Source organism: Bradyrhizobium sp. 199, assembly GCF_023073355.1.
Lineage (GTDB): Bacteria > Pseudomonadota > Alphaproteobacteria > Rhizobiales > Xanthobacteraceae > Bradyrhizobium.
In genome coordinates this window covers 277312-292603 of sequence record NZ_JADPJI010000005.1, presented here as the reverse complement: position 1 = coordinate 292603, position 15292 = coordinate 277312, and the positions used below count along the sequence as shown (strand labels likewise).

Here is a 15292-nt window from a genome sequence, read left to right as displayed (position 1 = left end):
GTCAGGCCGCGGTCGACCCGAATTCGGGCACCGCATCCTTGAGGATGGTCCTGATGGTGGTGCGATCGTCGCGCGCGATCGCCTGCTCCAGCGCCGCGGTCCATTTGCGCAGCGTCTGCATCGGCGGCTCGTTCGGCTGCGCGGCCATGATGCCGGCAACGCCGATCTCGCGGGTCGGCTCCTCGGAGGCGAACAGGATCTCGTGGAGACGTTCGCCCGGCCGCATGCCGGTGAACACGATCTCGATGTCGTAGCCGGGTTGCAATCCGGAAAGGCGGATCATGCGCTCGGCGAGATCGACGATCTTCACCGGCTGGCCCATGTTGAGCACGTAGACCGAAACGTCGGGACGCTGTGTTCCGAGCGCATGCGTGGCCGCGGTGATGACGAGGTCGCAGGCCTCGCGGATGGTCATGAAGTAGCGGACCATGTCGGGATGCGTCACCGTCACCGGGCCGCCGGCCTCGATCTGCGCCTTGAATTTCGGCACCACCGAGCCGTTCGAGGCCAGCACATTGCCGAACCGTACCGAGATCAGCCGCATTGGCGGCTTGGCGCCGTGCGCCGCCGCTGCGAGGTCGTGATCCAGCGCCTGGCAGTACATCTCGGCAAAACGCTTGGTCAGGCCGAGCATCGACACCGGTTCGATCGCCTTGTCGGTCGAAATCATCACCATGGCTTCGGCGCCGGCGGCAACGGCAGCATCCGCGACGTTGATGGAGCCGAAGATGTTGGTCTTGACGCCCTCGCTCCAGTCACGTTCGAGGATCGGCACGTGCTTGAGTGCGGCGGCGTGGAACACGATGTCCGGCTTGAACCCGGCCATCAGGCGCATGATGCGCTCGCGGTCGCGAATGTCGGCGATCCGCCCTTCGATTTCGGCGGTCGCGCCTCGCGCGGCAAGCGCTTCCGTGATGGCGTAGAGCGCCGGCTCCGAGTTTTCCACGATCAGGAGTCGCGCGGCGCCGAAGGCAACGACGCGCTCGCAGATCTCCGAACCGATCGAGCCGCCACCACCGGTGACGATCACCGCCTTGCCGTTGATCAGGGCCTCCAGGCGGGCATAATCGATCGTCTCGCTCGGCCGCAGCAGGAGATCCTCGACCGCAACGGCGGTGAGCCGCGGCGTATCGCCGCTTTCGAGCGAGGGCATCCGGTTGACGATGACACCCAGCTTGCGCGCCCGCATCAGGATCGATTCCGGGTGTGCTTCCGGCTCGAATGCCGACGGCGTCATGACGAGGCGCGCGATCGGCTTGTTGCGCTTGGCGAAGTCCGCGACGATATCCTCGACGTCGTCGATGCCGCCGAGCACCGGTACGTTGCGGATGAACTGGCCGCGGTCGGAACTCGACGGCGACAGCACGCCGACCGGCCAGATGCGCTTGATCGCTCCGCTCTCGATTCCGCGGAGCAGCACCTCGGCATCCGCGGCCCGGCCGATCAGCAGCGTCGGCGCCGCATCCTCGCCTCTCGCGTGACGCCGCACCCGCGTGTAGCGGAAGTAGCGGTAGGCCATGCGCAGCGCGCAGAGGAAAGAGATCTCGAGGAACCAATAGAGGACGATCGTCACCTTGCCGAGGAAGAAGGCGCCGCGGACGTTGGGGGCGACGAAGATGTAGTCGAGCACGAGCAGGGCGACGGTCAGCACGGTCGCGACGCGGATGATGTTCAGCGCGTCAGGCAGCGAGATGAAGCGCCATTTCGTCGTGGTCAGATTGAAGATGAAGAACACGACCACGCTGAAGGCGAGGAAGTACGGCAGGATCTGGAACAGCAGCGGCAAGCGGTCGAAGAAGCCGTCGCCCCCCTCGAATCGCAGATAGAAGGCGGCAAAAAGCGCTGCCGCGGTCGCCAGCAGGTCGTGGAGCGCGATCAGGAAATTGCGCAAGGTGAGATGCGAAAGACGCGTCATCCGCCGACCGATGAAAACCCAGTTAGATGCAACCTGACCGCGCTGATAGCCCATCTGGACCAGACTTGCCAGCCGCGCGGCCGCTCAGGAACCGGCTTCCCCCATCTTCGCCTCGCCCTGTTGTGCCCCGATCACCATGCCGCCGGCGACGCCGACGCCGATGACGTACATCCAGCCCTCATGGAAGTCGAACAGATGGGAGTTGAACAGCGAGCTGAAGACGTTCTGCACCACCACCAGGAGCCCGATCCAGTTGACGACCCCGTCGCCTCGAAACAGCAGCAGATGCAGAATCCAGATCGCGTAGAGAACGGCGACGCCGATCACGCCCCATTGCACGGCAATGTTGAGCGTCTGGTTATGCGGGTTGCCGATCACCTCGGCGGAGGCCTGGTACAGACCGCCGGGCGTCGCGGCGCGCTCGAACAATCCGCGCGTCGAGCCAGTGCCGTGCCCCTTGATCGGCGCCTCCGCGAAGAAGCCGAGCGACTTCCGCCAGAATTCGAGCCGCAGGCCCGCCGAGCTCGGCTCGCCCCTTTCCACATAACGCGTATAGTCGCTGCCAAACGTCTCGGCGGTACTGCGCAATTGCGGCGAGGTCTGCCAGGCGAGAACGGCACCGGCAAGCAAGGCGGCACAGATGAGCGCAATGCTGCGCCATCTGAGGTGAAGCAGCGCGAACACACCGAACATGATCGGAACGGTGACAAGCGCCGTGCGCGATACCACCACGAAGGTCATATTGACGAAGAAGCTCAGCGCCAGGACGGTGAGGAGCCCGGCGAACCAGTATCGCTTCTCGCGCAGCAGCGTCACGATCGGATAGGCGAGCGCGACGGCGCAAAGCGCGAATTCCTGGCTCTGGTCGATGTAGTTCTTGACGAAGATGCCGCGTTCGGGCGGATCGGTCTTGAGCGCGAGATGCGGATAGAAGGCGACCAGCCAGGACATCACCGACAGCAAGGCGCAGGACACCAGGAAGGCGATGAATATCCAGTGGCCGCGCGGCGAGCGCTCGAAATGATAGAGCAGGACCGGCAACACGAGCAGCTTGATGGTCGGACTGACCGCATAAAAGCGTGCGCCCCAACTCGCGTCCGACCAGAGCGTCCCCACCAGCGCAAGCAGCACCAGCGCGATCGGCGCAATGCAGATCGGACGCTTCAGCGATTGCAGGAACGCGCGGACGTCGAGGAACGGCACCATGCAAAGCAGCATCAGCGCACTGAAGATTCCCGCCAGCGAAGTCGACCAGGGCAGCGAGGCTGCGGTCAGGACCGCGAATATATCGACGGTCTCGCGCCAGGCGGCCGGGCTGCGCAGGCGGCGGAGCAACATTCCGCCGGTCGTCTCGCGTGCGAGCGCGGTCACTTGTCGCCTCCCCGGGCGCGGTGCACCAGCGCCGTGGTGCTGAAGCCCTGGAGGATGTCGACCAGCACGACCTTTCCGCCGGCTTCCTCGACGACCTCGTGGCCGACCACCTGCTCGCGGCTGTAGTCGCCGCCCTTCACCAGCACGCCGGGCTTGATCCGCCTGATCAGGTCGATCGGCGTGTCCTCTTCGAAGATGACGACGAGATCGACGGCCTCGAGCGCGGCGAGCACCTCGGCACGCGCGCGCTCGTCCTGCACCGGCCGCTCGGCGCCCTTGAGCCGCCGCACCGAGGCGTCGCTGTTGAGCCCCACGATCAGTCGGTCGCAGGCGGCGCGCGCTGCGGTCAGCACCTTGACGTGGCCGGGATGCAGGATGTCGAAACAACCATTGGTGAAGCCGACGCGCTGCCCCTGCCGCTTCCATTCGGCTAGCCGCGCGTCGAGCGTATCAGGCTCGATCACGATCTTCTCCTCGGCCGCGAGACTGGCATGCGGAAGGATCTTACGGCGCAACTCGGCCGCGCTCACGCTGACGGTGCCTTGCTGGCCGACGGCGACGGCGGCGGCCGCGTTGGCGATGCGCAGCGCCGTATCCCAGTCCGCGCCGGTCGCAAGCGACACCGCGAGCGCGGCGGCGACGGTGTCGCCCGCGCCGGAAACATCGCGCACTTTCACCGGAAAAGCCGGAACGTGAACGGCCTCGCCGCGCCGCGGCACCAGCGTCATGCCGTGCTCGCCCTGAGTGACCAGGATCGCCTCGCAATCGGCGAGCCGCATCACGTCCTCGCTGGCATCGACGATGCTCCGCAGCGTATCGGCGCGGCTGCGCGTCGCTTCCGAAAATTCCTTGCGGTTGGGCGTGAGCAGCGTGGCGCCGCGATAGATCGCCCAGTTCAGGCTCTTGGGATCGACGATCACGGGCTTGCCGAGTTTTCGCGCGGCATCGATGGTGTGGCGGATCACGCGCGCCGTCAGCACGCCCTTGGCGTAGTCCGAAAGCAGCACGATGTCGGCGCGCGCGATCTGCGGCAGGATCGTCTCGATCAGCCTGGTCTCGATCTCGTCGGAGGCAGGCAGCGCCTGTTCCCAATCCGCGCGCAGCATGTGCGTGGAAAAATGTTCTGAGACAAAGCGGACTTTTCGCGTGGTCGGCCGCGACGGGTCGCACACCAGCAGGTTTTCGATTGCAGCGAACTCATCCAGCGCCGCCTTGAGCCGTGCACCGGCATCGTCCTCGCCGACGAGGCCGACGAAGATGCAGCGCGCGCCGAGAGAAGCGACGTTGCGCGCGACATTGCCGGCGCCGCCGATATGGATCTCGCTACGCTGTGCGGCGATGACGGGCGTCGGCGCTTCCGGCGAGATTCGCGACACCTCGCCATAGACGAATTCGTCCAGCATGATGTCACCGACGCAGAGCACCGTGCGGCCCGAAATGGCTTGCGCGAGAGCGTCGAAATCGAGAATAGGCGTCGGCATGGTCTTTGGGCCTCAGGTCCTTGGCCTCAGCGGAAGCGGTCGGGCCGGTCGAGATAATCCCCGACATAGGCCTTCACCGCGTCCTCGAGCGTCGTGAAGCCGCCGTTATAGCCGGCGCGGTGGAGGCGATCGACCTCGCTCTGGGTGAAGTACTGGTAACTGTCGCGGATCGGCTCGGGCATGTCGATGTATTCGATGTTGGGGCTGGTGCCGAGCGCCGCATAGGCCGCCAGCATCAGGTCCCTGAAGCTGCGCGCTTTGCCGGTTCCGACGTTGAAGAGGCCGGACACCGACGGCGTCGCGAGCAGCCACATGAGGACGCGCACGACGTCGTCGACATAGATGAAATCCCGACGCTGGTCGCCGTCTTCGATGCCTTCGCGATGCGACTTGAACAGTTGCACGACGCGGCCGGCCTTGACGTCGTCGAAGCGGCGCGCCAGCACGCTCATCATCGAGCCCTTGTGGTATTCGTTGGGGCCGAACACGTTGAAGAATTTTAGCCCAGCCCATTGCGGTGGCAGCCGATCGCGGTTCGCTACGCGCTCGGCAACAGCCAGATCGAACAGGTGTTTGCTCCAGCCATAGAGATTCATCGGCCGCAGTTTCTTCAGCGCCCGCAGTGAGGCGTCGTCGTCAAAGCCTTCCGTTCCGTCGCCATAGGTCGCCGCCGAGGAGGCGTAGACGAACGGCACCGCGTTCATCGTGCACCAGTCCAAAAGGCGCATCGACAGACGGAAGTTGGTCTCGATCACGAGGTCGCCGTCGGTCGCGGTGGTCGCCGAAATGGCCCCGAGATGGATCACAGCATCGAGCTTGCGGCCTTTCAGCCAGTCCAACAGCTCGGGCGGCGGAACGATATCCACAAGCTGGCGCTTGGCGAGATTGCGCCATTTGCCGTCGTTGCCCAGCAGGTCGCAAACCACGACGTCGCTGCGGCCGGCGTCATTGAGCGCGGCCACGACGTTCGACCCGATAAAACCGGCCCCGCCGGTCACCAGCAACATTCCGAAATCCCTGCCCGACTTTATGCGGCCCGATCCTGCCCTAGCGCATGAGCCGCCAAAGTGTAAGCGGTTTTGGGATTGAACGGCTGCCGGCTTTACCTGCCGGGCCGGAGCGGCTACCGAACCGTTATAACCGGTTCGCCTCGGCCCCTATCAAAAAATGAATAACGATTCGCAGTTAAGTGGAGATGTTGATCGGGACGACACACGCCCGATCCTGATCGTTCCCTACATGTGGATCGGTGATTTCGTGCGGAATCACACCGTGGTCCGCGTCCTGAAGGAGCGCTGGCCCAACCGGCCGGTCGATCTCCTCACCACATCCCTATGCGCCCCGCTGGTCGATTACATGCCCGGCGTGCGCGAGGGCATCGTCTGGGACCTGCCGCGCGGCCGCCTGGCCGTCGCCCGCCAGCTCGCCCTGGGGAAGCTGCTGCGCGAGCGGAACTATGGCACGGCCCTGGTGCTGCCGCGGACCTGGAAGGCGGCCATCGCGCCCGCCCTCGCCGGTATCCCTGAAAGGGTCGGCTTCGTCGGTGAGTTCCGGTTCGGCCTGCTCAACCGCTGGCGCTGGGGCGAGAAGAAGCTGCCCCGTTTCATCGACAAGAACGCCGCCCTGGCCCAGCCCGACGGGGCCCCCCTGCCCCCGGAATGGCCGGTGCCGCAATTGCGGGTCCCGGCCGAGGACGTCGTCCGCTGGCGGCAGGCCAACGGCCTCGGCGCCGGAGCCGCGGTGGCGCTCGCCCCAGGCTCGGTCGGGGTCTCAAAACGCTGGACGTACTATCCGCAGGCGGCCCGGCTCCTGGTCGAACGCGGGCTGGAGGTCTGGGTGGTCGGCGGCCCCTCGGAAAAGGGCCTCGCCCAGGAGATCGGCGCGGCAGGCGGCCCGGGCGTGCGTGACCTCACCGGCAATGATTTGCGCAACGGCGTCCTCGCCATGGCGGCGGCCGGCGTCGCGATCTCCAACGACTCAGGCCTGATGCACATCGCCGCGGCCCTGGGCACACCCACCATGGGCATCTTCGGCCCGACCAGCCCCTATCTCTGGGCACCGCTCAATGGCCTTGCCGCGACCGTCGTCCAGGACAAGAGCGTATTGTCGTGCCAGCCGTGCCAGAGCACGATCTGCAAGATGAACGACCACCGCTGCATGCGCGATATTGCGGCGAGCGAGGTGGTGGAGATTGCGCAGCGGGTGCTGGGTGAGGCTGGCATGCGGGTCATGACCTGACGGCCGTCGAGGCTGCGCCGATGATGACATCATGCCCGTGTTTTGCCCGACGAGTCAAATTTATTTCGTAAAATCCGCAACACATCGCACCAGCCGCCAAGCCATTGATTTCATTCTCCTCGGCTACTGTGCATGGGGTTGTTTTCGCAGTATTTGTTTCACAGCCCCAAGAGCAGTGCTCAGAGCAGCGGCCGATAGACGTCCCCGATCCGCACCGCTTCGGCATCGAGGCTGAATCGTTCGAGCACCCGCGCCCGTCCACGCTCGCCCATCGCCGCCGCGGCGGCCACGTCGCGCATCAGCGGCTCGAGTGCCGCGGCGAGCGCATCTGCGTCCCCCGTCGGGATCAGCACGCCGCTCACGCCATCCTCGACCACGAGCTCGGCCGCGCCCGCGCGTGCGGCGACGAGCGCACTGCCCGCCGCCATCGCCTCGATCAGCGTCAGGCCAAAGCCTTCGTTGCGCGAGGTGAAGGCGTAGATCGTTAGCCGCTGATACCAGCGCTGCACCGCTTCGATCGGCAGCTCGCCGGTGATGACGATGCGCGATTGCAGGCCGGCGGCCTCGATCCGCTTTTTGAGGTCATTGGCAAAGGGCGTCTGCTCGGCCGTGACCTGACCGACGATGACGGCGGTGAAATCCGGATAGTGCGGCAACAACCGACACATCGCATCGACGAACACATCGGTGCCCTTCTGCGCCCGCACGCGGCCGAAGCACCCGATGGCGTAGCGGCCCGGCAGCGCGGTTTCCGCGAAGGCGGCGGCGCGGTCAGTCGGCGGCGCATAGATTTCGGTGTCGACGCCGTGCGGGATCACGGTCGCTTTCACCTTCAGGAACGATGCGGAGAGATCTGACGTCGCGATGATCGCGTCCATGCGCCGGATCAACCAGCGCGTGATCCAGCTATGGTGCCGCTGCGCTGCCGAGGTGAACACGAGTTTCAACGGCCAGCCGAGCCCGCGCAACGCAACGCCCGCGATCATCTCATTGTTGCGCCGCGCGTGCCAGATCAGCGGCAGCTTGCGGCGCCACAGCATCAGGAAATCGGCAACGGTCAGCCGCGCGATGCCCGCCGGCGCATCGGAGCCGAGCCAGGCGGCGCGATACAGTTTCGCCAGTCGCGGGGCCACCATCCGGTTGGTCGCGGTGACCCCGGAATAGCGCCTGTGCAGATTTGGCACGATTACTTCGAGATCGCCTCGGAAGTTCGCCACGTCACGCTCCGTTTCGAAGATCCCCTATACGCAACATTAAGCATAGTGACCAGTTCAGCCGCACCGATACCCCCTCTTCACCACGCAAGCGCTAGGCTTTGCGCGTTGATCGAAGACGGGTGAGATCATGACTGTGCTAGTCACCGGCGGCGCCGGTTATATCGGAAGTCACACGGTCCTCGCGCTGGCGGAAGCCGGCGAAGACGTCGTCGTGATCGACGATCTCTCGACGGGTTTCTCCGCCTATCTGCCTGAGGGCGTGCCGCTGTTCATCGGCGATGCCGGCGACGAGAACCTGCTCGAAGGCGTGATCGCGCAGCACAACATCGAGAGCATCATCCATTTCGCGGGCTCCGTCGTCGTGCCGGATTCGATGCGCGATCCGCTCGGCTACTACCGCAACAACTTCATGACCGCGCGCAACCTGCTCAACGTCGCAGTCAAGCGCGGCATCAATCGCTTCATCTTCTCCTCGACCGCCGCCGTCTACGGCAATCCGGACCAGGTCCCGGTGCCCGAGCACGCGCCGACGCGGCCGCTCTCGCCCTATGGCTCCTCGAAGCTGATGACCGAGATCATGCTGCACGACGTCGCCGCCGCCTACGGCATGCAGTACGTCACCTTGCGCTATTTCAACGTCGCCGGCGCCGATCCGCAGGCCCGCATCGGGCTCGCCACCGCGGGCGCCACGCATCTGCTCAAGATCGCCGTGGAAGCGGCGACCGGCCAGCGCGCCAAGATCGACGTATTCGGCACCGACTATCCGACCCCGGACGGAAGCTGCATTCGCGATTTCATCCACGTCAGCGACCTCTCGCAGGCGCATCGCTCGGCCCTTGCCTACTTGCGCAATGGCGGCGCCTCGACGACGCTCAATTGCGGCTATGGTCGCGGCTATTCCGTGCTGGAGACCATCGACGCCGTGCGCCGGGTTTCGGGCCGCAGCTTCGCCGTGCAATACGCCCCGCGCCGGCCGGGCGACATCATGACCATGGTCGCCGACACCAGCCGCATCCGCGGACTGCTCGACTGGAAGCCGCAATACGACGACCTCGAGACGATCGCGGCCCACGCTCTGGCGTGGGAGGACAAGCTGTTCCACGAGCGCCACGGCGAAGTCCGCCACGCCGCCTCGGCCTAGATTCCATCCCGGCGCAAGCCCTTAATTGGGCTTGAAAAGCCCCGCTTTAGCGGGCACAGAGGCCGCATCGATCCCTGACGCGCGGGCAGGCTTTCCCTGTGCCGTCAATGGACTGCGGATGGCCCAGTTTCCAAAGAAAATCACCGACGATCCGTATGCGGCAGCGACCCTGATTCGCCGCCTCGTCACGGAACAGGGAGTCGTCTACTGGCGGCGCTACCTCGTCGCCTTCGCGCTGATGGCGGTCGCCGCGGGCGCGACCGCATGCGCGACCTATGTGCTCGGCCAGGTCATCAACCAGGCCTACGTCGACAAGAACATCCCGGGCATCGCGATGTTCTCCGGCATCACTGTGATCCTGCTCTTCATCAAGGGCGTGGCGACCTACGGCCACATGGTGATCCTGACCAAGATCAGCAACGCGATCCTCGCTACCAACCAGCGTCAGCTCTTCGCCAAGCTGATGCGCGAGAGCGTCGGCTTCTTCTCCGAGCGCCATTCCTCCGAATTCCTGGCGCGGCTGACGGCCGGCGCCAAGTCGATCACCGACGTGCTCAACATGCTAGTCAACGCCATCGGGCGCGACCTGTTGATGCTGCTCGCCATGATCGGCGTCATGGTGTGGCAGGACCCCGTGATGTCGTTCATCGGCCTCGTCGTGGTGCCGCCCGCGATGCTGGTGCTGCGCAAGCTGGTCAAGCGCATCAAGGGCCTCGCCTTCAACCAGTTCACCGGCACTGCCGACATCATGGAGACGATGCAGGAATCGCTGCAGGGCATCCGCACCGTGAAGGCATTCACGCTCGAAGACACGATGCAGAAGCGCATCGACGAGAACATCGCGATCGTCGAGCGCAACGCAAATAAGATGGCGCGCGTCGCCAACCGTTCCAATCCGCTGATGGAAATGCTCGGCGGTTTCGCCGTCGCAGGCTGCCTGATGTACGGCGGCTACAGCGTGGTCGCGCTCAACGCCACGCCCGGCGCGTTCTTCTCCTTCATGACGGCTTTCCTGATGGCCACCGAACCGGCCAAGCGGCTGGCGCGGCTCAACATCGATTTGAACAGCCAGCTTGTCGGCGCCCGCATGCTGCTCGAGGTGGTCGACAGCCCGGCGAGCGAGCACTCCGACGACGACAGGCCAGCGCTGAAGCTCTCCGACGCACGCATCGAGCTGCGCGACGTCAGCTTCGCCTACCGCACCGGCGAGACCGTGCTCAACCGCATGAGCTTCGTTGCCGAGCCGGGCAAGGTCACCGCGCTGGTCGGCCCCTCCGGCGGCGGCAAGTCGACCGTGCTGGGGCTGCTGCTGCGCTTCTACGAGGTAACGCAAGGCGACATCGTGATCGACGGCCAGTCGATCGGCGCGGTCTCGCGCAAATCGCTGCGCGCGCAGACCGCCTATGTCGGCCAGGACGTCTACCTGTTCCGCGACACCATCCGCAACAACATCGCCTTCGGCCGCCCCGGCGCGAGCGAGGTCGAAATCATCGACGCCGCGAAGGCGGCCTGCGCGCATGATTTCATCACGGGCTTCCCGCTCGGCTACGACACGCCCGTCGGCGAGCACGGTACGCAGCTGTCCGGCGGCCAGCGCCAGCGCATTGCGGTCGCGCGCGCACTGATCAAGAACGCGTCGATCATCCTCCTGGACGAAGCCACCGCCGCGCTCGATTCGGAATCCGAGCGGCAGGTGCAGGAGGCGATCGAGCATCTCTGCCGGAATCGCACCACCATCGTGATCGCGCATCGCCTGCATACCATCATGCACGCCGACGCCATCCTGGTGGTAGAGGGCGGCGAGATCGTCGAGCAGGGCCGGCATGACGAACTGCTCCGCCGCGGCGGCCGCTACGCCTCGTTCTTCCGCCTGCAGCATCACCATTCCGGCGCTCTGGCGCCGATCAGCGCAACCGCATAGAGTTCGTTCCACCTCAGAGCAGCGAGATCGCTAAATGAATGCCGCCTCCTACGTCATCCCGCTTCCGCCCCAGGCTTCGCTTCCCGTCGTCGGCGAGAGCGGCCGTTATCCGGTGCGCCGCATCTGGTGCGTCGGCCGTAATTATCTCGAGCACATCCGCGAGATGGGCAATGACGAGCGCGCCCCGCCGTTCTTCTTCGCCAAGCATGCCGACATGCTGGTGCCCGACGGCGCCACCATCCCCTATCCGCCGCTGACCAAGGATCTGCATCACGAGGTCGAGCTGGTCGTCGCGATGAAGAGCGGTGGCCTCAACATCCCCGCCGAGAAGGCGCTCGACCACGTCTACGGCTACGCCGTCGGCATCGACCTCACCCGCCGCGATCTCCAGATCGCCTCGCGCAAGAAGGAGCGCCCCTGGGAGATCGGCAAGTCGTTCGATCATTCGGCGCCCTGCTCGGCGGTGCAGCCGGCCTCGAAGATCGGCCATCCGGCCAAGGGCAAGATCTGGCTGACGGTCAACGGCAAGGAAGCGCAGAAGGGCGATCTCACCGAGCTGATCTGGAATGTGCCGGAGATCATCTGGCAGCTGTCGCAGCAGGTGAAGCTCGCCGCCGGCGACATCATCATGACAGGCACGCCGGCCGGCGTGTCGCAGCTTCAGCCCGGCGACAAGTTGGAATGCGGCGTCGACGGCATCGGCACGCTGAAGGTGAGCATCGGCCAGCCGGATTAGGCTCGAATTGCAGGGTGGATTAGCGAAGCCTAAATCCACCACTGTCTTTGCTGTGGCGCGCGGTGGTGGATTACGCTTCGCTGTCCACCCTACACACTACCAGGCTTTCACCGGCCGATCAGCATGGCTTGCCTGCGGCACACCACGGTTGAGCGACATGTGCGAATGCACACACAGCCAACCATCGCCATGTCTTGAAAACACCATCGTCGCCCGGCCGGGGCGCGCAAACGCGCTGCCATTGGGATGATAGCCCGTGCTCGTCCATGGCGCGATCACTGTCGCCATGGTGCCATCAGCGGACGCCAGAACGGAAGTCTGATCGAGGACGAAGCAGAAGTCGGCCGTCTTCGGCCAGACGTTATTCCATTGCGTCGAGACCCATTGATCGAGGCCGGGGATGACGTCGTTGTGCGTGCCAAAGGCCAGCACGGCCGGATGGAAGAGTGGCCGCGCCGAGGCGTAGTCGACCTCGCGGACGTAGCCCGCGAAGGTATCCAGCCAGGCGAGGAAGAACTGCTTCGTCTCGCTGTCGGCGGTCGGCAAGAGGACCATCACTTGCTCCATCTTCGGCTACTCGATCACGGCGAGCTTAGTTGCCATGGGAGAGACCATCCAGCAAGATGGACTACGTGAGCCCCGATGGAGATCAATCGACCAGCCGGCCTGATTCATGGAGCCAGACTCATGAGACGCCTTCTCCTGCTTGCGGCAACGCTTGTCGTCACCTGCGACGCCGCCAACGCGCAGTCCAGCAAGCCTTACGCCGGCCTCGAGCAGCGTCCCATCAAGGCGCTATCGCTGCAGCAGGTCGACGACCTCCAGACCGGACGCGGTATGGGCCTGGCGCTTGCCGCTGAGCTCAATGGATATCCCGGTCCCAGTCACGTTCTCGAACTCGGTGATCGCCTCGACCTGACCGCCGATCAGCGTGCCGAGGTGCAGCGCCTGTTCGATTCGATGAAGCAAGAGACCGTCCCCCTCGGCAATAAGCTCGTCGAGCAAGAGAGGGAGCTCGACAACCTATTCTCCGCTCGTGCGGTGACGCCGGATTCGCTCAAGGCGAGCCTCGTTGCCATTTCGGAAACGCAGGGCCTGCTTCGCGAGAGCCATCTCAAGTATCACCTGTCGACCGCTGCCTTGCTCAATCGGAGCCAAATGCAAAAATACGCAGAACTGCGAGGCTATCAGCACCCTGATGGCTCCGCAGGGCACAAACGCCATCACTAGACAGTGCCGACGGCGTGCTCGCTGCAATCCACCAATACTGAGGCAACGCGGCGACGGATTACGCTCCGCCGATCCACCTCACGCAAACAAGCGCGGGATGAGCGCAGAGCGACATCACGATCAGGCCGATGATCAGGACCGTCAGCGATTATTTCAGCGCGTGGTAGACAACGCCTGGAGGCCCTTGAAGGTCAGCCGCTTGGGGTCCGTGACGCCGGCGAGGTAAAGACGGCGGATGAAGGCGATGACGGCGTCGCGGTCGCAATCGGTCAGCGCGACGACGGCGTCGACCGCAATTCTCTGGGCTTCCATTGGGCTTGCCTCGGCCTTTCGAGTAACCCGGCCGAGACAGGCTAGGACTCCGCGGTTAATCCGGCGTTAACCGTCCGCCAGCTTGGCCGATTTCGGCAAGGCGGCCGCATACGCAACACAGCGCATTGCCGCCGGCACGATCAGGAATATCGCATCACGCCGTCGTCGATCCGGCCGAAGCGCAAAGCGACGATGTCGAGCGCGTAGTTCTGGTACAGCCGCCACGGCTGCTTGGAGCCCTGCTTCGGCATCTTGGCGACCGAGCGCTGTACATAGCCCGAGGTGAAATCGAGCGACGGCTGCGCGGTGATCTCGGGGTCGTCATTGTGCGGCACGCACTGACGGAAATTGTGCCGGTCCATGTAGTTGATGAGCCGGCAGACATATTCGCAGGTGAGATCGCATTTCAGCGTCCAGGACGCGTTGGTGTAGCCGAAGGCCGACGCCATGTTGGGCACGTCGGCATACATCATGCCTTTGTAGGTCAGCGTGTTGGCAAAATCGACAGCACGGCCATCAACGCTGATTTCGAGCCCGCCGACGACCTGGAGCACCAGCCCTGTCGCGGTGACGATGATGTCTGCAGCAAGCTCGCGGCCGTCCTTGAGGCGAATACCGTCGCCCGTAAATGTATCGATCTCATCGGTGACGACCGAGGCGCGCTGCTCGCGGATCGCTTTGAACAAGTCGCCGTCCGGCACCAGGCACAGCCGCTGGTCCCAGGGATTGTAGCGCGGCGTGAAATGGGTCGCGACGTCGTAGTCGGGGCCGAGCGCCATGCGGACGCCGCCGAGGATCAGGTTCTTCACCTTGTCCGGCCGGCGCCGGCTGAGCTGGAAGAAGAACATCCCCCACATCACGTTGCGCCAGCGGATGACGTGATAGGCAAGCCGCGTCGGCAGATTGCGGCGCAGCTTGTTGGCGACGGGATCCTGCGCCGGACGCGATACCACATAGGTCGGCGAGCGCTGCAGCATGGTGACCTGAGCAGCCTTCTTGGCGAGCTCAGGCACCAGCGTCACCGCGGTTGCGCCCGAGCCGATTACCACGACGCGCTTGCCCGCATAGTCGATGTCCTCGGTCCATTTCTGCGGATGGACGATGCGGCCGGCGAAATCAGCGGCGCCCTCGAACTCCGGCGTGTAGCCCGCCTCGTATTTGTAATAGCCCGAGCACATGAACAGAAAATTGCAGGTGAAGCGCACGAGCTCGGTCGCGCCCTCGCCCGTGATGCGCTCCGCTTCCACTGTCCAACGCGCATCCGGTGTCGACCACGCCGCGCGCTTGACGCGGTGGCGGAAGCGGATGTGCTTGTCGATGCCGTTCTCGGCGGCGGTCTCGCGCACATAGTTCAGGATCTGCGGCCCGTCGGCGATCGCCTTTGGATCGGTCCACGGCTTGAACGAATAACCGAGCGTGAACATGTCGCTGTCGGAACGGATGCCGGGATAGCGGAACAGGTCCCAGGTGCCACCGATGCAGTCGCGCCCCTCCAGGATAGCGTAACTCTTGCCCGGGCACCTGGTCTGGAGGTGATAGCCCGCGCCGATGCCGGACAGGCCGGCACCGACGATCAGCACGTCGAAATGTTCTTGTTGCATGGTTTCCTCCGCCGAGGAGGATTGTCCGTCCGTCATTGCTGGCCGTCAATTGGCAATCAGCCGCTCAGCAACTCCAAAGCGAGCTGAATTCCATGTGCCGAAACAATGAAGCCCCGGATCGCTCCGGGG

General features: G+C 64.7%; 13 protein-coding genes. 5 read left to right on the top strand and 8 right to left on the bottom strand.

Going from position 1 to position 15292, the window contains the following annotated elements; all coding sequences use genetic code 11:
* Window position 1 precedes the first annotated feature (1 nt).
* From IVB28_RS09700 to rfaD, 4 genes are all read right to left on the bottom strand, one after another.
* Window positions 2-1915, bottom strand: a complete 1914-nt coding sequence (locus IVB28_RS09700) for an SDR family NAD(P)-dependent oxidoreductase (protein ID WP_247525845.1) — start codon at window positions 1913-1915, stop codon at window positions 2-4.
* An 84-nt stretch (window positions 1916-1999) separates the two neighbouring features.
* Window positions 2000-3286: an O-antigen ligase family protein gene (locus IVB28_RS09695; RefSeq protein ID WP_247525844.1), complete on the bottom strand. Its 1287-nt coding sequence runs from the start codon at window positions 3284-3286 to the stop codon at window positions 2000-2002.
* Window positions 3283-4767: a D-glycero-beta-D-manno-heptose-7-phosphate kinase gene (gene rfaE1 / locus IVB28_RS09690; RefSeq protein WP_247525843.1), complete on the bottom strand. Its 1485-nt coding sequence runs from the start codon at window positions 4765-4767 to the stop codon at window positions 3283-3285. The genes IVB28_RS09695 and rfaE1 overlap by 4 nt, the downstream gene beginning before the upstream one ends.
* Before the next feature lie 26 nt (window positions 4768-4793).
* Window positions 4794-5774 carry an ADP-glyceromanno-heptose 6-epimerase gene (gene rfaD, locus IVB28_RS09685; RefSeq protein WP_247525842.1) on the bottom strand — a complete coding sequence of 327 codons (981 nt, stop codon included), beginning with the start codon at window positions 5772-5774 and terminating at the stop codon, window positions 4794-4796.
* A gap of 160 nt (window positions 5775-5934) precedes the next feature.
* On the opposite strand from rfaD, the gene waaF reads away from it, so the two are divergent.
* Entirely contained in the window at window positions 5935-7005 is a 1071-nt protein-coding gene (gene waaF / locus IVB28_RS09680; protein WP_247525841.1) for a lipopolysaccharide heptosyltransferase II, read from the top strand.
* A gap of 179 nt (window positions 7006-7184) precedes the next feature.
* Here waaF and IVB28_RS09675 read toward each other — a convergent pair whose 3' ends face one another.
* Window positions 7185-8222, bottom strand: coding sequence for a glycosyltransferase (locus IVB28_RS09675; RefSeq protein WP_247525840.1), 1038 nt, complete (start codon window positions 8220-8222; stop codon window positions 7185-7187).
* A 127-nt stretch (window positions 8223-8349) separates the two neighbouring features.
* Here IVB28_RS09675 and galE point away from each other — a divergent pair, with 127 nt between their 5' ends.
* The 3 genes from galE to IVB28_RS09660 all read left to right on the top strand — a co-directional run bounded on the left by galE (window position 8350) and on the right by IVB28_RS09660 (window position 12020).
* On the top strand, window positions 8350-9363 hold the full coding sequence (galE, locus tag IVB28_RS09670; protein WP_247525839.1) for a UDP-glucose 4-epimerase GalE: 1014 nt from the start codon (window positions 8350-8352) through the stop codon (window positions 9361-9363).
* 118 nt (window positions 9364-9481) lie between these two features.
* The gene (locus IVB28_RS09665) at window positions 9482-11284 is read left to right on the top strand and encodes an ABC transporter ATP-binding protein (protein WP_247525838.1); all 1803 of its coding nucleotides are present in this window, start codon (window positions 9482-9484) and stop codon (window positions 11282-11284) included.
* 34 nt (window positions 11285-11318) lie between these two features.
* Window positions 11319-12020, top strand: coding sequence for a fumarylacetoacetate hydrolase family protein (locus IVB28_RS09660; protein ID WP_247525837.1), 702 nt, complete (start codon window positions 11319-11321; stop codon window positions 12018-12020).
* A gap of 96 nt (window positions 12021-12116) precedes the next feature.
* Here the strand turns inward: IVB28_RS09660 and IVB28_RS09655 are convergent, their stop codons facing one another.
* The gene (locus tag IVB28_RS09655) at window positions 12117-12575 is read right to left on the bottom strand and encodes a nuclear transport factor 2 family protein (RefSeq protein WP_247525836.1); all 459 of its coding nucleotides are present in this window, start codon (window positions 12573-12575) and stop codon (window positions 12117-12119) included.
* 87 nt (window positions 12576-12662) lie between these two features.
* Here IVB28_RS09655 and IVB28_RS09650 point away from each other — a divergent pair, with 87 nt between their 5' ends.
* A complete protein-coding gene (locus IVB28_RS09650) occupies window positions 12663-13250 on the top strand; it encodes a periplasmic heavy metal sensor (RefSeq protein ID WP_247525835.1) in 588 nt (195 codons plus the stop codon).
* 153 nt (window positions 13251-13403) lie between these two features.
* Here IVB28_RS09650 and IVB28_RS09645 read toward each other — a convergent pair whose 3' ends face one another.
* Window positions 13404-13562, bottom strand: a complete 159-nt coding sequence (locus IVB28_RS09645) for a hypothetical protein (protein WP_247326544.1) — start codon at window positions 13560-13562, stop codon at window positions 13404-13406.
* 140 nt (window positions 13563-13702) lie between these two features.
* On the bottom strand, window positions 13703-15163 hold the full coding sequence (locus tag IVB28_RS09640) for an NAD(P)/FAD-dependent oxidoreductase (protein WP_247525834.1): 1461 nt from the start codon (window positions 15161-15163) through the stop codon (window positions 13703-13705).
* Window positions 15164-15292 lie beyond the last annotated feature (129 nt).

Coding starts and splice junctions, on each gene's coding strand:
- rfaD (WP_247525842.1), bottom strand. CDS start 5,774: ATGTTGCTGGTGACCGGCGGGGCCGGTTTTATCGGGTCGAACGTCGTG.
- IVB28_RS09650 (WP_247525835.1), top strand. CDS start 12,663: ATGGAGATCAATCGACCAGCCGGCCTGATTCATGGAGCCAGACTCATG.
- IVB28_RS09640 (WP_247525834.1), bottom strand. CDS start 15,163: ATGCAACAAGAACATTTCGACGTGCTGATCGTCGGTGCCGGCCTGTCC.
- IVB28_RS09700 (WP_247525845.1), bottom strand. CDS start 1,915: ATGACGCGTCTTTCGCATCTCACCTTGCGCAATTTCCTGATCGCGCTC.
- rfaE1 (WP_247525843.1), bottom strand. CDS start 4,767: ATGCCGACGCCTATTCTCGATTTCGACGCTCTCGCGCAAGCCATTTCG.
- waaF (WP_247525841.1), top strand. CDS start 5,935: ATGAATAACGATTCGCAGTTAAGTGGAGATGTTGATCGGGACGACACA.
- IVB28_RS09660 (WP_247525837.1), top strand. CDS start 11,319: ATGAATGCCGCCTCCTACGTCATCCCGCTTCCGCCCCAGGCTTCGCTT.
- IVB28_RS09655 (WP_247525836.1), bottom strand. CDS start 12,575: ATGGTCCTCTTGCCGACCGCCGACAGCGAGACGAAGCAGTTCTTCCTC.
- galE (WP_247525839.1), top strand. CDS start 8,350: ATGACTGTGCTAGTCACCGGCGGCGCCGGTTATATCGGAAGTCACACG.
- IVB28_RS09665 (WP_247525838.1), top strand. CDS start 9,482: ATGGCCCAGTTTCCAAAGAAAATCACCGACGATCCGTATGCGGCAGCG.
- IVB28_RS09645 (WP_247326544.1), bottom strand. CDS start 13,562: ATGGAAGCCCAGAGAATTGCGGTCGACGCCGTCGTCGCGCTGACCGAT.